Annotated in this window: 12 protein-coding genes and 1 pseudogene; 2 read left to right on the top strand and 11 right to left on the bottom strand. The window is 63.5% G+C overall.

Features of this window, described 5'->3' with window-relative positions; translation table 11 throughout:
* Positions 1-73: 73 nt before the first annotated feature.
* Positions 74-442, bottom strand: a complete 369-nt coding sequence (locus HL653_RS24325; RefSeq protein ID WP_253718125.1) for a hypothetical protein — start codon at positions 440-442, stop codon at positions 74-76.
* Between the two features lie 81 nt (positions 443-523).
* A pseudogene (locus HL653_RS24320) lies at positions 524-673 on the bottom strand (TetR family transcriptional regulator); the annotation flags it as partial.
* A gap of 72 nt (positions 674-745) precedes the next feature.
* Here HL653_RS24320 and HL653_RS17300 point away from each other — a divergent pair.
* Positions 746-1,660, top strand: coding sequence for an oxidoreductase (locus tag HL653_RS17300; protein ID WP_171745620.1), 915 nt, complete (start codon positions 746-748; stop codon positions 1,658-1,660).
* A gap of 341 nt (positions 1,661-2,001) precedes the next feature.
* On the opposite strand, the gene HL653_RS17295 is transcribed toward HL653_RS17300, so the two are convergent.
* A complete protein-coding gene (locus HL653_RS17295) occupies positions 2,002-2,748 on the bottom strand; it encodes a siderophore-interacting protein (RefSeq protein ID WP_171745619.1) in 747 nt (248 codons plus the stop codon).
* On the bottom strand, positions 2,748-3,443 hold the full coding sequence (locus HL653_RS17290; protein ID WP_171745618.1) for an O-methyltransferase: 696 nt from the start codon (positions 3,441-3,443) through the stop codon (positions 2,748-2,750). Before HL653_RS17290 ends, HL653_RS17295 begins: the two co-directional genes overlap by 1 nt.
* A gap of 152 nt (positions 3,444-3,595) precedes the next feature.
* Here HL653_RS17290 and HL653_RS17285 point away from each other — a divergent pair, with 152 nt between their 5' ends.
* Positions 3,596-4,402: a helix-turn-helix domain-containing protein gene (locus HL653_RS17285; RefSeq protein WP_253718124.1), complete on the top strand. Its 807-nt coding sequence runs from the start codon at positions 3,596-3,598 to the stop codon at positions 4,400-4,402.
* Between the two features lie 297 nt (positions 4,403-4,699).
* Here the strand turns inward: HL653_RS17285 and HL653_RS17280 are convergent, their stop codons facing one another.
* From HL653_RS17280 to HL653_RS17250, 7 genes are all read right to left on the bottom strand, one after another.
* Positions 4,700-5,566: a S9 family peptidase gene (locus HL653_RS17280; protein ID WP_171745616.1), complete on the bottom strand. Its 867-nt coding sequence runs from the start codon at positions 5,564-5,566 to the stop codon at positions 4,700-4,702.
* 206 nt (positions 5,567-5,772) lie between these two features.
* A complete protein-coding gene (locus HL653_RS17275) occupies positions 5,773-7,074 on the bottom strand; it encodes an MFS transporter (protein WP_216599892.1) in 1,302 nt (433 codons plus the stop codon).
* Complete coding sequence (locus HL653_RS17270; protein WP_171745615.1) at positions 7,071-7,754, bottom strand: hypothetical protein; 684 nt, start codon at positions 7,752-7,754, stop codon at positions 7,071-7,073. The genes HL653_RS17275 and HL653_RS17270 overlap by 4 nt, the downstream gene beginning before the upstream one ends.
* 123 nt (positions 7,755-7,877) lie before the next feature.
* Entirely contained in the window at positions 7,878-8,837 is a 960-nt protein-coding gene (locus tag HL653_RS17265) for an AraC family transcriptional regulator (RefSeq protein ID WP_171745614.1), read from the bottom strand.
* Positions 8,838-9,024: 187 nt separating this feature from the next.
* Complete coding sequence (locus tag HL653_RS17260; protein WP_171745613.1) at positions 9,025-11,895, bottom strand: TonB-dependent siderophore receptor; 2,871 nt, start codon at positions 11,893-11,895, stop codon at positions 9,025-9,027.
* A gap of 188 nt (positions 11,896-12,083) precedes the next feature.
* On the bottom strand, positions 12,084-12,980 hold the full coding sequence (locus HL653_RS17255; RefSeq protein WP_171745612.1) for a ThuA domain-containing protein: 897 nt from the start codon (positions 12,978-12,980) through the stop codon (positions 12,084-12,086).
* Positions 12,981-13,003: 23 nt separating this feature from the next.
* Entirely contained in the window at positions 13,004-15,250 is a 2,247-nt protein-coding gene (locus HL653_RS17250) for a PQQ-binding-like beta-propeller repeat protein (RefSeq protein WP_171745611.1), read from the bottom strand.
* Positions 15,251-15,624: the final 374 nt, after the last annotated feature.

The following is a 15,624-nucleotide window of genomic DNA, read 5'->3' as shown; positions in this document are numbered from 1 at the left end:
AATTGCCGGCGTGGGCGATGCGAAACGGATGTGATCTCGGCATCGGGCTTCGGAAAGTCTTTCCGGCAATCGGTCAGACCTCGTCGAGCAGGGCGGAAAAATTCTCTGCAAGCAGGTCGGTAAACGGACGCTTGCCGCCTTCGCGATGAAGCGCGTCGGTGGCGAGGCGGATCGCCCCAAGCGCCATCATCGCCACCATCCGCAACCGGATTGCCTGATCGGGCGTCGGCCATTTCTCGCGCAGCGCCGCATAGAGCGTCGCTTCGTGCTCGATCATGCTCGCCCGTTTGCGCGCCTGCACGACCGGATTGGTTCGCATCAATTCGTCGATCGCGATCATCTCGTCGGCGGGGATGGTCGCACAGACCTTGATCACCGCGTTTCGCACCGCCTCAAGTGGGCGTTGCGCGGAAGACTGATCGCCGAGCGCGTCGACGATCATATCGCCCATTCCACTCTGGAGCGAGAGGAGGATCTCGTCCTTCGATTTGAAATAATGAAAGAAATTGCGCCGGGAAATGCCGGCTTGCGTCGCTATGTCGTCAAGCGTGGTCGCGTCATAGCCCTTTTGCAGGAACAGACAGATGCCTGCCTCAGTGATCCGCGCGCGCGTCTCGCGACGCTTGCGCGCCCGCACGCCCTCCGATGCTGCGATGGTGCTGCTTTTCGTCATTCGCCTTTAAACTTGCACTCAGTGTAAATATGAATATCTTACACCGAGTGCAGATTTCTTGAAAGGCGGATCGTGGCGAATTGGACGGCATCCGATATTCCACCGCAGGCGGGTCGCGTCGCCGTCATCACCGGCACCGGCGGCTTGGGCTATGAAGACGCCTTGGCGCTGACACGCGCGGGGGCGGAGGTGATCGTTGCGGGGCGCAATTCCGCCAAGGGGGCCGATGCGATTGCGCGGATAAATATGGCGGTGCCGGGCGCGAAGATCCGGTTCGAACGGCTCGATCTGTCCAGTCTCGCCTCGGTGGCTGCCTTCGCCGACCGGTTCGTCGAGCGATATGACCGGCTCGATCTGCTCATCAACAATGCCGGCGTCATGGTGCCGCCACAGCGGCAGCAGACCGACGATGGGTTCGAATTGCAGCTCGGCACCAACTATCTTGGCCATTTTGCACTGACCGGCCGGCTGCTCCCGCTTCTCCGTAGTACCGCAGGATCCCGGGTGGTCACGCTGTCGAGCGTCGCGGCCCGAAACGGCGCGATCGACTTCGACGACCTTAATGCTAGCGCGAGCTATCGGCCCATGGTGAGCTACAGCCAGTCCAAGCTCCTGTGTCTGATGTTCAGTCTGGAGTTGCAACGGCGCAGCGATAGCAGCCGATGGGGTTTGACCAGCATCGGCGCGCATCCGGGGGTCGCCCGGACCGATCTGTTGCACAATGCTCCGGGTCGCTGGAGCGCGGTGGGGCTGGCCCGATCGCTGCTGTGGTTCCTTTTCCAGCCGGTGGCGCAGGGCGCCCTGCCGACCCTTTTCGCGGCGACCTCCCCGGAGGCTGTGCCTGGCGGATATTACGGCCCGAGGAACCTCGGCGAGACGCGCGGCCCGCCCGCCGTGGCACGGATACCGCCACAGGCGCTCGACGTCGCGGTCGCAACGAGGCTCTGGAATGTCTCTGAGAATTTGACCGGAGTGCGCTTCGGTTGAGGCCGGCGGTGACGGCGTGCGGGTAGCGCCCAAAGCGGGCGGGCGTCGATTCAGCGCGAACCTCATCAACAACGCCAGCCTGAAGGCTGGCGACGTCGACGCTTGGGACGGCGCCAAAATCCATTCCCAGATTTCCAGATTTATAGTGCGCCCTGCCCGCTCCCAGGAAGCTGTCGCTGATCAGGGCGGGGCTACCGTGCCAGCCCTCACGCAGACCATAGCTTCCGCTCGGACGCGCGCGATCGTGCGTGATATCGCGAGGCTTCAGCGAGTGTTGGCGCCAACAGCGATTCTTGACGCCCGCTCCTCGGCCTCTGCCGTATTGGCAAGTGCGCCATAGATCAGTCCATTCCGGTCTTTCCAGGTGCCCAATAGGCCTTGGTGTGTATCCTGGCCGCTGCGACCCCGGCCAGCCTCAGATGCCGGTGAAGGCGCTGCACCGCCGCGGCCCGACCGGTGAGCACGAACACGGGATCACCGGCTAACTGGCGGGAGATGGCTGCTTCCAATTCCGCCAGATGACGATCGTCATGAGCCCGCGGATACAGGTATGCGCTGACGAGCCCGAGTTGCTGGAGGACCTCTTGGGTCGCCCGCGCGTCGGCGACCTCGAAGTGGCAGGTGACCGCGCGATCGGGATCCGGCTGAGCCAGCGCGTAAGCCAACGCGAGTGAGGTTTCGTCGCCGAAGACCATGAGCGGGGCGGTGATCAGGCTGATATCAAGAGATTTGCGAGGACTGAACAGATCGCATTCATCTCCCGGCCGAACAGTGCGGATCCAGTCGCTGCCAGGCCCCGAACCATGAGCGTAGCCGAGAATGCAGGTCCGTCCGGCGTCTGCGTTCCATGTCATTGGCGTGTAGGTCCGGGCGACGAATGCCGAGCCCATCGCCACCTGCACCTTCTGGCCAGGGGTCCACGCAATGTCCCGAAGCCCCTCCCCTTCGAGAGTGATCAGATGAAACCGGCCGGGCAGAGGCTCAGCGGCGGCGATCGTCGCGCGCCGCATCAACAGCCGCATCAAAACCTGGCTCAACCGGCCGGAAGCCTTCGTGGTCGGGCGTTCGGGCGACCCTGCGTCGAGCATCAGGCGGTCCTCACGGTCAGTTCGTTGCCGCGTCCCTCCTCGAACGGGAGCGATTGCGACAGATAGCCGTTCGCCGGGGACCGGACATAGTCGAGATATTCGGGCTCGAACGCGTTTTCGCCAAGGATCACCGTGCCGGGCCGAAGACGGGGCTCAAGCAGGCGGAAGACCGCTAGATAGAGTGAAAAGGCACCGTCGAGATGGAGCATATCCACCTCCCCTTCGACATCCTTCAACGTCTCCAAGGCATCGCCTTCGCGGATCTCCACCAAGTCGGCAAGACCAGCCTCGACCAGGTTGGCACGAGCGCGGTCGGCTTTGGCGGATTCGATTTCTGTGCCAATCAACAGGCCGCCGCCATTGTCCCGCAAAGCCGCCGCAAGGTAGATCGCCGAAACGCCCATCGACGTGCCGAATTCCACGATGCTCCTGGCGCGACACGCGCGTGTGGTCATATAGAGGAAGCGACCATAATCCGGCGACACGGCGAGAAAATTGTTGGCATAGCCCCGATAGATCGCCCGATAATCTCTCCGCTCTTCCGCTATGAGATCACCTGCAACCGCTTCCACGGTGACACCCGGCGCATCAATCCGCTCCATCATGGCTGTGATATGCTCGTGGTCTGCAGCATCTGCATCGCGGTGCAGTTTTTCGAGAAGCGCGGCTACGCGATCACTGTGCAAACTGTTCAAGATTCGTCTCCCTATCGCTGAGGCCATCAGAGCCTCGACCGGTCGATCCCAATCGGATAGTCGGCGGCAGCCATGGCGTCATTCCGAAGGATGGACATCATGTTATTCATTCTCGCCAAACTCTGGCATTAGAGAGGAAGCCCGCTGTGCCGATGCTGACCGACGTGTCGCATGAGACGGAGTGGATCGATCCAGACGAGGTGCCTCGCCCTGTGGTCACCTATGGCTTCATCTCGAACGACTTCGGCCAGATCGAGCTACAGCCACACAGCCATGCCAAGGGGCAGATCATTGTGGTGCGACGCGGCGCGCTTTCCTGCGAAGTGGAGAATGGGCTGTGGATCGTCCCGCCACGCAGCGCCATCTGGATACCCGGAGAAGCGCGACACGCGATCCGGGCCGTCGGGATACTCGACGGACTGAACTCCTTCATTGATCCGACAGTCGGCAGAGGCCTGCCTTCCACCTGTTGCGCCGTGTCGGTTACCCCTCTTCTTTGCGAGGTCATCGCGCGCCTGGCGGAGCTGCCCGCGTTCTATGAACCGGACGATCGCACTTCGAACCTCGTCGCAGTTCTGCTCGATGAGCTTTCTGCAGCTAAGATCGAGGATCTGCATCTGCCGATGCCTGCCGATCCGCGGCTGCGCCGAATGGCCGAACTGATGACGGCCTCGCCGGCTGATCGGGGCTCACTGGAGGAGTGGGCCCGGCGCATCGGCATGAGCAGTCGAACCATGGTGCGCCTGATCGCGCGCGAGACCGGGCTCAGCTTCGGGCGATGGCGACAGCAATTTGCGGTTATGCTGGCCGTGCAGGCGCTGGCTGAAGGTGCTTCCATTCAGCGGGTCGCCGCTTCACTCGGCTACGAGAGCGTGCCGAGTTTTGTGACCATGTTTCGGAAGGTGCTGGGAACGTCCCCCGGCCGCTACATGTCGGAGCGGCATCTTGGACGGCATTGACCCGAAAAGACCCAGAAGCAGACTCTCAACGCCTCTCGACCATTTCCCGAAACCGGACGTTAGTTAATGTCTATCCGGCCGCAGGTTTGACGGCGCATTGCGAACACGGTCAGGGGGCGGTTACCGCTATTAGCTGAGATGCGAGCATACGTTCGGCACAGTCCAAGCCGAATTCACATCGATGATGGCGTGGCCCGCCCCGGTATGAGAAAAGACATCGTCGCGGCGTACTCCGTAGCCGAAAACATTCCGATAATCTTGAGCGGCACGACGTCTTCGCGAATGCCAGCCAGCGCTTCAGTCAATCCTACCTTTGGTTATGTGCCAGCCGCTCTCAACGCAGAGCACGCAATTTTGCCCACGGAACACGGCGGCGGCTCTTCCATCCCCCTTCAAGCGCCAATCGAACCACTGCCAGCCCAACCGGGCGAGCTGCCCGCCATGGGCCGCACCGTAAGTGCCGATGTGCGTAAGACCGCTCTGCCATGCTGCGAAGACCGGCACGCGCTTCAGATAGGCGGCCGCCTCCAAACTTGGGGCATGGGCGATGTCATGCTCCGCATCGCCTGCCAGGATCAGCGTGGGCGCGTGAATGGCATCCAGCACCGCTTTCGGGTCGGGTGCGGGCAGTCGACCCGGAGCAGGCGCGGTGGGGCCAAGGCGTGGAGTCCCCGAAAAGAGGATGGTCGCCTTGATCCGGGGATCGGCTGACACCTGTGCGGCCAGGGAGCCACCGCAGGATTGGCCCGCGACGCCGATCGCCTGCACATCCAGCCGATGATATAATTTCGACCCGGGCCGCTCGTTCTCAGCCACTGCCCAATCGATCGCGGCGATCAGCTGCGGCACCGTGTTGCGCCCTATTGCGTCGCCTGGCTTCGGATCTGCGGGCAGCGGGGGCGATGGCGGCGGGGCCGGCGGCGATCCGGGAGCCGGCACTGGCGGATTCTCCTGAGGCCCCACTTCATATTTCGCCGCTGCGATCGGGCCACCCGAGATGATCAGATATCCGTGGCTCGCCATTTCCGTGAGAAAGATACGGAAGCGATTGCCGGCGTTGATGCAGGCGCCGTTGCCCCATGTGACGATCGGCAACTTACCAGCCTTTGCCAGATCCTTCGGATAATAAAGCGTGTGATCCGGCAGCCCCGGATCCTCGGTCATCACGGCCCTGAACGGGCCGGTGCCGAGAGGGGTGGAGGGAGGCCGATATGCCGGGCGCCCGAACGGCAGAGGTTTTCCGGTCTCGTCCTTGTCCTGCCCCAGAACAGGCGGTGGCTCGGCAAATGCTGGCGTGAGCAGCGACAAGGCCAGCGCCGCTGCAAGGCCACGCGCGCATATTCCCACAGCCGAGTTCCCGGTTTCGCTCATCACAGTTCGAGCCTCTCGATCGGGCCAACGATAAAGATGTAGGACAGCACGCCCAGCGCAGCCATCGCACCGATATAGACGAGCCCCCCGAAGAAGGAGCCCGTCTGCTGCACCGCGATTCCGATCACGATCGGCGTCACGATCCCCGCCAGATTGGTGCACAGATTGAAGAGACCGCCGGTGAGCCCGATCATGTTCACGGGCGCGACTTCGGAAATGAGCGTCCAGCCGAGATTGGAGATTCCCTGCCCGAAGAAGGCTACCGACATCACGAAGATCACGGCGGCATCGCTCTTCAGAAAGATGGCCGACACGATCGTCGAGGACAGAAAAAGCCCGGCGACGACAGGCAGCTTCCGTCCGATCGTGAGAGATCCTGTCCGCCGCACGAGCCAGTCCGAAAGTTGGCCGCCGATCAGCACGCCAACCGATGCGGCGATGAAGGGTAGCACTGCATAGAAGCCCACGCTGATCCACGCCATCTTGCGCTCCACAGCGAGATAGGTGGGAAACCAGGTGAGGAAGAAGACAAGCGTCGAATTGGTGGCAAACTGGCCGATCGAGGCGCCGAGGATCTGCCGACGCCCCATCAACGCAGAGATGTTCGCCCAGCTGAACGCCACCTTGGCAGGCGGTGCCGTCATGCCCCCATCCCGCTCGATCAGATCCAGCTCGGCGGCGTTAACGGTCGGATGCTCGCCCGGTTCGCGATAGAGCCGCCACCAGGCGAAGCCGAACAGCACGCCGATCGCCCCCACGCTCACGAACAGCACGCGCCAGCCAAACGTGGCCGTGATCCAGAACAGGAGTGGGCTCATGAAAGCGATGCCGAAATACATGCCGACCGAATAGACACTGTTGGCGCGTGCCCGCTCGGCGCGGGGGAACCAGGTCACCAGCACGCGGCTGTTGGCCGGGAAGCACGGCGCCTCTGCAATGCCGAGGCCAAGCCGCGTGGCGAGCAGAGTACCGAGGCCCGTCACCGCCCCCTGCAGCGCCGTGAGCGTCGACCAGATCGTGACCGACAGGAAATAGGTGACGCGCGTCCCCAGCCTGTCCAGCACCAGCCCGCCCGGAATCTGGGCGGCGGCATAGCTCCAGGAGAAAGCCGAGAAGACGATGCCAAGCGTAGCCGGCGCCAGCGCGAGATCCTTCGCCATCTGCGGCGCCGCGACGCTCAGCAAGGTCCGGTCCAGATAGTTGATCATCGTCGCGATCGCGATCAGCGCGAGCACACCGTAACGCGCCTTCGTCGCGCGGCGCGGATCGGCCGAGACAGCCGGGGCGGCTCGCGCGGTCACAGGCCGGGCCGGGCGAGAATATAGGCGACGTCGTAGCTCTGGGCGATGACGTCACGGCACCGGCTGCGCGTAACGGCCGCCATCATCGCGGGCTCGTCCGCCGCCAGCTCTGCCAGACCAATCCCCTCTACCACCACCACAAGGTCGAACCGTGGCTCGCTCATCGCCGGGCGCAGTTCCGTCTCTCTGGTCGCTCCGCCCGCGAACGCCGTGCGGTCGCAGCCTACATGGACGGCGGTAACCGAGGGCAGCGCGGCGATCTCCTCGATGATCGGCGCCAGCCGCTCCAGCGTTTCCGCCTCGGTCACGCCCTCGGGCAATGACGCCCGCAGCGTGGCGATCCCGCCACCAATGCCCTGCCCGCCCGTATTCGTCACGCTGCAGGCGGTCCGGAGGAAGTTGCGGAAGCTCGGCGCCACCCGCGTCGTCCATTCCGTGGGAAAATTCAGGCTTCGCGCATATTCGGGCGAAAGGAAGGTTTCGAGGGAATCTCCCTCATAAAGCGTGAAATAGCGTTGCCGATCGAGCGCGCGGTTCACGCCGCGACGCGAACGCAGGAAACCCGGCAGATCGATCCGTTCGGGCATGTGCTGGCGTGTATGCCATTGATTATATTCGGCATCACCTTCCTCGCTAATATCATGCCACATGATGACGAATGCCTCCCCAGCGAGCGCCATGCACCCCATCCTTCCCTTTTCGAGCCGCGCGGACGGCAGCTTCCGGGATGAACAATAAGGAGGGACCGCCCGCACGCCGCTGGTCCTGCGTGCACATTTTCATGGGAGTGCCCTTCCGCACGATCAGTGGGCCGAGGCGGGCATCCCCTGAAGCGCCGCACGAAACGCGCCCGGTGTAACGCCATAGGCATCGCGGAAACGCTTCGAAAAATGGCTCGCGTCGCAGAAGCCGCAGCGCCAGCCGACATCCGCGACCGACAGCGCATCGAAGCGCCGATCGCGCAGCATCGTCGAGGCCCGCTCCAGCCGGATGCGGATCAGCTCCCGCCCGTAGGTCGTTTGCTCCCGCGCCAGGATCTTGTGCAGATAGCGCGGCGAGATGCCGAGCGCGGCCGCGACCCGGCCCGCATCCAGATCATGATCGTGGAACATGTCGCACATGGCGCGCTGGATCCGCAGATAGATGAGCCGCGTATGCGTCGTGTTCATGCTGCGCGCCGGGCCGACGGCCAGCGCCAGCGCGCCCGCAATCTGGTCCGCGCAAAGATTATCGTTGCCCGGCGCTGCGTCCGCGATCAGCGGCGCATCGTCCAGTGCCGCCGCCAGCACCGCGCGCCAGGGCGTGCCGATCCGGATCGGGCGGGCCACCGCATCTTCAGGCTGCGGAATCCAGCAGCGCAGCCATTCGATCGGCAGGTGAACGCAGACATGATCCGCCCCCTCGCTGGATCGCACGCGATAGGGCTGACGATTGTCGAGCAGGACCAGTTCGCCGGGCGACAGCGCGATATCATGCCCGCAATGCTCGACCGTCCAACTGCCGCGACGGATATAATTGAGGTTGAAGCGCGGCAGATTGTTGCGCGCGATCGCTTCGCGCGACCGGATCACTTCATGGGCCGCACTGATCGAAACGGTACTGAGCTTGACCGCCCCGATTTCGAACTGACTGAGCCGCGCGTCCATCGCGCTCGCGGTGGAATCGAAATCGAGTTCGAAGATCGCCTCGCAGATGGCGTTGCGCCAGTAATCGACCCGATCACCCTGCGCGCCCTCGGTGGACCAGAACCGCGCCTCTAGCATACATCCTCCTCGCCACGGCTCCGGCGGGGCGCCGTGGCTGGCGCCGGTCCCGTCGTTGCGGGCCGCTCGATGTACCGTCTGGTTCATGTTTACGACAGCCATCGCCAATTGCAACGCGGCCGCGCGACACGCAAAAAAATCCCCGGCACGACGGCCGGGGAAGTGATCGATCCGGGAGAGGATCGGGTCAGAATTTCTTGGTGATCTCGAACGTCCAGATCCGACCGAATATGTTGTGGTTGTTGGTATCCACACCGGTCGTGCCCACCGTCCCGACCAGCACGATCGGCGGCGCCTTGTCGGTGAAATTCTGGACGTTGAGGCTGAAGCGCGTGCCCTCCAGCACGCCCGACGCATCATCTGGCATCCGATAGGAAAGGCTCAGGTCGAAGGTCGTCCAAGCCGGCACCTTGCTATCCGGCAGCTTCACGCCGGCCACCGTGATCGTCGCATTGTTGAGATAGGAGCCGATGTAATTGGCGTAGACGTTGGCGGTGAAGCCGCCGCGCGAATAGCCGATATTGCCACGCCCGCGATTGCTGACCTGGAAGCCATAGGTATCCAGCGCGTCGAACAGCGGGCCGGTCGAGGTCAGATTCTTCTTGAGGTTTAGGATCTTCGAGTAATTTCCGCCGATCGTGAACTTTCCGAGATCGGTCTGCAGCGTGTAGTTCGCCGTGAAATCGAGCCCGCTCTGCTTGACGTTGCCCAGATTCTGGCGGCCGCCGTTGATGATCCCGGTCAGCGTGCAATCGTTGATCGTGCTGGGCGTGAAGACGGCATTGCGATCGTTGAGGAAGGGCAGATAGGCCGGATTATAGGTGGCGTAATTGCCGTTCACGCAGGTCGTCGGCTGCGGCGCGACGATGAAATAGTCGCGATAGAGATCGCGGTTGGCCGCGCTGGATATGGCGAGCGTCTGGTTCGGCAGATTCTCGATCCGATCCTTATAATTGACGTTGTAATAGGTGATGCCGAGCTTCAGCGTCGGCGCGAAGCGCGGTGTCAGATCGGCGCCGAGCGACCAGACATGCGCCGATTCCGGCCGCAGCCCCGCCGTATTGCCCGTACGCGAGAGTACGGCGCTCTGTCCGGTCGCCGGGAGCGTCACCGCAATGGCGGGATCGCCCGCACCGTTCGCCACGTAGGCACGGTTGGTCTGGCCGACGGTGGCGGGGTTGGATTCGATCAGGGTCGGCGCGCGGAAGGATGTGCCCCAGCTGCCCCGCAGCGTGAGATCGGGGATCGGCTTCCAGGTGATGCCGAACTTCGGGTTGGTGGTGCTGCCCGCGTCGGAATAGCGATCATAGCGCACCGCAGCGCTGATATCGAAGCGCTGGACGAACGGTATCGCATTCTCCGGCCCGAAGACAGGAACGAACACTTCGCCGAAGCCCGACCATACGCCGCGCTTGCTGCTCGTCTGGCGCGAGATCTGATAGGCGTTGTTGAGGTTCAGCTTGTTCTGCGCGGTCAGGCTGAAGGCGTAGCTGGTGTATTCGCCGCCCGCCGCGATGCGGACCGATCCTGCCGGCAGATCGAACAGCGGACCGTCGATCTTGGACACGGTATCGAACTGGCGGATGCGCCCTTCCTGCAGGAAGGCGGCGATCAGCGGCAGAGCGCCATCCTGGGGCCCGGTCAGATAAGGATTGAAGGATGCGACCCGATCCCGCGTAATGATGGCCGCGATCGTCGTGTTCGCCTGTGGCTGGCAGACGTTGCAGCCGGTGGAAACGCCCCAGCTGGCATAGCTTTTCAACTGGAAATTGCGGCCCAGATCCGCACGCAGATCCAGCGTGTTGTTGAACGTCTCCTCATAATTCTTCTGGTCGAGCGGAACGCCCGGAAAATTCAGGCCAATATTATATACGAGCGTCTGGTTCGCCGTCGGATTGGGCAGGCCGCGGATATAATAAGGGCTAGAAGGCGCCACGGTGATCGAAAGATTCTGCAGCGCTTCTTGCGCGCGGGCGGTGTTTTCGCGGCGATTATAGCTCGCGGTATAGAGCAGCTCGATATGGTCGCCAATGTCTTGGTGGAAACGCAGCAGCCCCGAATATTGCAGGCGCTGGGCGAAATAATCGTAGAGATCGGCCGGATCGTACAGGGTCGGCTGGTTCGCGAGCGGCAACACCTGCGCGGCCGTCGGCACCGCACCATTGGTCGCGGGCAGACCGTAGACGGTCGATCCGATAATCAGTGCCGGCGTCTGGCCGGGATAGACGGTGGTGCCGATGAAGCGATTATCGTTGCCGCCATAAGGCCGCAGATCATAGCGCAGATAATCGCGCGCATTCTGCTTCACCCGGTTCTGGCGGGAGAAAGAGAAGCCGACCATGAAGCCGCCGGTCGACCATTTGTGTCCGGCGACGCCCTCCGCCTGATACTGGTCGTAAAGCGTGTGTGTGAAGCGCCCGGTCAGTTCCGCGCCTTCATAGTCGCGACGCAGGATATAGTTCACCACGCCCGCGACGGCGTCCGATCCGTAAATAGCGGAGGCGCCGTCCGTCACGACCTCGACCCGATCGATCGCAGCGAAGGGGATGACCGAGGGGTCCGAGACTTGGTTGATCACCCCCTGCGGCACCCAGCGATGGCCGTCGAACAACAGCAACGTCGCGTTATTGCCCAGGCCGCGGAGGTTCACGCCTTGCTGGCGGCCGCCGGTGCTGTTCTGGCTGGTGCCGATATTCGATCCTTGCGGCAGCTGGGCGATGATATCGCCAGCGGATCGCGCACCCGTCTCCAATATGGCGGCACGGCCGATATTGAGCGTCGCGGAGCCGACTGGCGCGACACCACGGATCGCGGTGCCGGTGACGATGATCTCCTCGATCTGCTTCTGGCCCGGCGCTCCGGCGGCCTCGTCCGGTGCAGGAGTAGCCGCCGGCAACGGAGAGGCGGCGGCGGCCGCGTCTCCCGCTGCCGTCTCTGCGCTGGCGGCGCCGGTAACGGGATATTGTGCCGCCTGGGCCAGCGCAGCCGTCGAGCAGGTGACGGCCAATGTGGCGAACAGAATGCCGCGCGCACGCGCGACCTTGGCCATGTCGATCATGATTCAGGCTCCCCTTTGCTTCACTTTCGGATCGTTGAACGGGGAAATTCCGCAGTGCGGAACGGGTCGATCTTGGATCATGTGAAGCTGGAAGAATGTCTAACGGAGCTTCCAATCCTTTCCGCTAGCTGAACAGGATCAATAGCATGTGCTGAAAATGCACGTCCTTTGGCAAACCGGGTCGATCTTTATTTGGCAGGGGCAGAACTGTTCGCGAGCGCAACATCAGCGGGAACGCCACCCAGCGCCCAGCGGATCGCCCCCAGAGCCAGTTTGCGGAAGCGGGGATCATCCCATACCTCCTCCTGATGGCCGATGGTGAGGTTCACCACCCGACCCTGCCCGTAAGGCTTGGCCCACATCAGCGGTATGTCCCCGTCGGGACGGCGCGATAATTGGTCCGGGGTCAGCGCGCGCGGATCGAGCCGCAGGATCACATGTACGTCCTTGCTGGAAAAGGGCGCTTTCATGACCGGAAACTGGTCGCGCAGCGTGAATGCCTTCGGGAAAGCGGAGGCTCCCGGAAATTTTGGATCGTCGTTCAGCAGCTTCATCGTCTCGACACGATATTCACTGTCCATGAAGCCGCCGATCAGATCGGTGAAAGCCGGCCATTCATAATAAGCGACCGTCGCGGCGTGACCGGCGATGAAGCCTTTGCCCTGCTTCACGAAGTTCAAAAGATCTGCCTTCTGCTGATCCGTGAGCGATCCCACGCCGGACCCGAGGAAGAAGACGGCATCGAAATAGCTCAGCGAATGCGCGTTGATCGGCCGCCCGGAATAACGCGTCCCCTGCCCCTTGATCGGCAGGTCGGTGATGAGCTGGCTGTCCGTGCGCAGCACGCTGATATAGGCGCCGCTTTCGCGCCCCAGCTGCTCGATCACACCCATCGCATGATTGATGCTGTCGTGCTGGAAGCCGGTTTGCACGTCCGCGATCACGAGCAGCTTCTTCCTGCCCACCCAGGGATCGCCCATGCCCGGCGGTGGCGTCCCGCCCGACGGTGGCGGCGCGGGAGGCGTCTGCGCGATGGCCGGGAAAGCGGCCACGGCCGCCCATGCGAAGATCGTCAGCGGGCGCATCGCCTTCCTCCTGTTCGTGCGAATCATGGCAGGCGATAGGCGACGAGCGTATCGGACATTTCCCGCCCACCGACCGCCGTGCCGCCGGCAGCCGCTACGACGACATATTGCCTGCCGTCCTTGCCCATGAAGCTGATCGGCGTCGCATGTGCGCTCGCCTCCAGATCGGCCTGCCACAGCAATTTCCCGGTGCGGCCGTCATAAGCGTGAAATTTCCGGTCGTTCGACGCGCCGATGAAGACCAGTCCGGATTTGGTGGCCATGCTGCCGCCCAGATTGGCCGCGCCCGTCATGAGCCCCTTCGCCCCCAGCGAGGGCGTGGTGCCGAGCGGGCTTCGCCACGCGATGCGCTGGTGGACGACATCGACCGCGACCAGCTCTCCCCATGGCGTCGCGCCGCAGGAGAGATAGGTGCCGTCGGGCGCCTTGAAGCTGAAGGCGGGCGTGCCGCGGCCACGTGGCGGGCGGGGCGCGTATGGCGCGGCGGGGCCGGCCTCCTGCCCCGCGTCGGGCACGGCCGCATGCATGCTCATCCCCAGCCCCGAACCCGCCTCCGCCTTAGGCCGATAGACGGCGCGATTCTGCACGTTGATGAAGTAAAGGCCCAGATCGGGATTGTACGATCCCCCTCCCCAGTTCGGCCCGCCAGTGGGCCCTGGATAGGTGATGGTGGCGTGATCGGGGCTCTGGCGCGGCGCATAGAGCGGCGCGCTGACAACCTTGTTCTCGTCCCAATAGGATTGGCAGAAATTCTTCATGCCGGGGAGGAGATCGGCCACCTCGTCGCGCGTCATCTGCGTGCGCGCGACCGGGCCGGGCGCGGTCGGGAAAGGCTGGGTGGGCCACACTTCGTCGGAGGGAGCCGACGGTTGCGGCGTCGGCTTCTCCTCGAAGCCGTTGAGCGGCGCGCCAGTCAGCCGCTCGAACATGAAGAACAGGCCGTGCTTGCCAGTGATCGCCACGGCCGGGATCTTTTTGCCCTCGCGATCCAGATCGAACAGCATCGCGGGCGTGGGCGAATCCCAGTCCCAGATGTCGTGATGCGTGATCTGGCGATGCCAGCGCAGCTTGCCCGTCGCCGCGTCCAGCGCGAGCAGCGTATTGGCATAGAGATTGGGGCCGCGCGCGTCGGCGTTGAGATCGCCCGTCGGCGCGTAAAGAATGCCGTTCTCGGCATCCAGCGACATGGTCGACCAGACATTGGCGCCGCTCACGTTGCGCCATTCGTCCCCCGTATAGGTCTCGTGCCCGGGCTCGCCTGGCTGCGGCACGACGTGGAAGGTCCAGACGAGCCGGCCCGTATGGACATCCCATGCGCGGATATCGCCCAGCGGACCGGGCGGACCAGCCTCGCCGGGGCGAGCCGCCGTGATGAAAAGGTCCTTGTAGATCGATACGGGGTTGGGGATCGTGTAGGTATCCCGCCGCGTCTCGCCCACCATTTCGGACGCGACGCCGATATAGGCGTCGATCCTTCCGCCCCGACCGAAGCCGCGCGCCGGCCGGCCGGTGGTAACGTCGACCGCCATCACATAGCCCCCATCCGTGCCGAACAGGATGCGCGGCGCAGTCTTCGCATCGCCCGGCCAATAAGCGATGCCACGCCCGTGGATGTTGGCCGGCGCCTCATATTTCCAGATGACCTTGCCCGTCTCCGGTTCCAACGCAGTGATCGTGGATTTCAGGTCGGGTTTCAGCGGATTGGTCGGCGTCGAGATATACATGACCCCGCCGATCAGGAGCGGCGTCACCTCGAAGCGGGCATCCAACCCCTGATCGCCCTGATCATGCTGGCCGGCGCCATAATGGAAAACCCACGCCTGCTTGAGGCGAGCGACATTCTTCGGGGCGATCTGCGCCAGTGGCGAGAAATTCATATTCGCGTCCCCGCCGCCATAAGCCGGCCACTGGCTCGGGCCGGACGGGCGCGGATAGGTTATCGCCGCCTGCTGTGTCGCGGCCGAACGCGGCGCGGAAACAGCGTCGGAAGAACGGGCCTGTGGAGCAAAATGGGCGACCAGATAGGTTTGCGCCACCTTGGCCTGGTCTGCATCCAGCGGCGCCCCCAGTCCGATCATACGCTGAATGATCCCCGCCCAATCCTCGGGCGAGCGGCGCTTGGCGATCGCGGTTCCGATCGCATGGCATTGCGCGCAGGTGGTGGTGACCAGATCATGGCCAGGGCCCGCAGGAAGCGGATCCGCTGGCTGCGCGATGACGGCCCACGCGGTCGCGACGGTAGACAATGCGGACGCGACGGCCCACCGCACCCATCGACGCCCTTTTTCCCCGTGCCCCGCCATTCCGCTCCCCTTCCGGCGGGTGATTGCAGCCCCGCTCGATTAGCACGACCCTAAACCCGGCGGGCTGGAGGCGGCAGTGCCACGATTGCACGAAAAGCTATGCTGTCCGTGCACGAGTGCGTCGGGGCCGTTCTATCAGTCGGTGTCCAGCCCAACCGGTTAGACGAAGCTAGCGCTGCAAAATCTCACTACTCGCCGCGTAACAACTGCACTGCCAGCGGCGGCATTGCTGGTCGGTCAGCCGTAGGTCTCGCGATGACCCATGTGTGGACGGCCCTCCGTTGGCAAGTACGAGCATTCGCCTAGCGTTGCTGGTTGGTGCGGCCATGTGTCCGACCTGT

The organism is Sphingomonas sp. AP4-R1, assembly GCF_013113735.1.
In the GTDB taxonomy this organism is placed as follows: Bacteria; Pseudomonadota; Alphaproteobacteria; order Sphingomonadales; family Sphingomonadaceae; genus Sphingomonas_I.
The sequence above is the reverse complement of the archived record's forward strand: the minus strand, read 5'-3'. Positions and strand labels throughout refer to the sequence as shown.

Bases quoted from the DNA above. Each gene is read 5' to 3' on its own strand.
- HL653_RS24325 (WP_253718125.1), bottom strand. From the start codon at position 442: ATGATCGTCGACGCGCTCGGCGATCAGTCTTCCGCGCAACGCCCACTT.
- HL653_RS17295 (WP_171745619.1), bottom strand. From the start codon at position 2,748: ATGCTCGACGCAGGGTCGCCCGAACGCCCGACCACGAAGGCTTCCGGC.
- HL653_RS17285 (WP_253718124.1), top strand. From the start codon at position 3,596: ATGCTGACCGACGTGTCGCATGAGACGGAGTGGATCGATCCAGACGAG.
- HL653_RS17280 (WP_171745616.1), bottom strand. From the start codon at position 5,566: ATGACCGAGGATCCGGGGCTGCCGGATCACACGCTTTATTATCCGAAG.
- HL653_RS17270 (WP_171745615.1), bottom strand. From the start codon at position 7,754: ATGGCGCTCGCTGGGGAGGCATTCGTCATCATGTGGCATGATATTAGC.
- HL653_RS17265 (WP_171745614.1), bottom strand. From the start codon at position 8,837: ATGCTAGAGGCGCGGTTCTGGTCCACCGAGGGCGCGCAGGGTGATCGG.
- HL653_RS17260 (WP_171745613.1), bottom strand. From the start codon at position 11,895: ATGATCGACATGGCCAAGGTCGCGCGTGCGCGCGGCATTCTGTTCGCC.
- HL653_RS17255 (WP_171745612.1), bottom strand. From the start codon at position 12,980: ATGCGCCCGCTGACGATCTTCGCATGGGCGGCCGTGGCCGCTTTCCCG.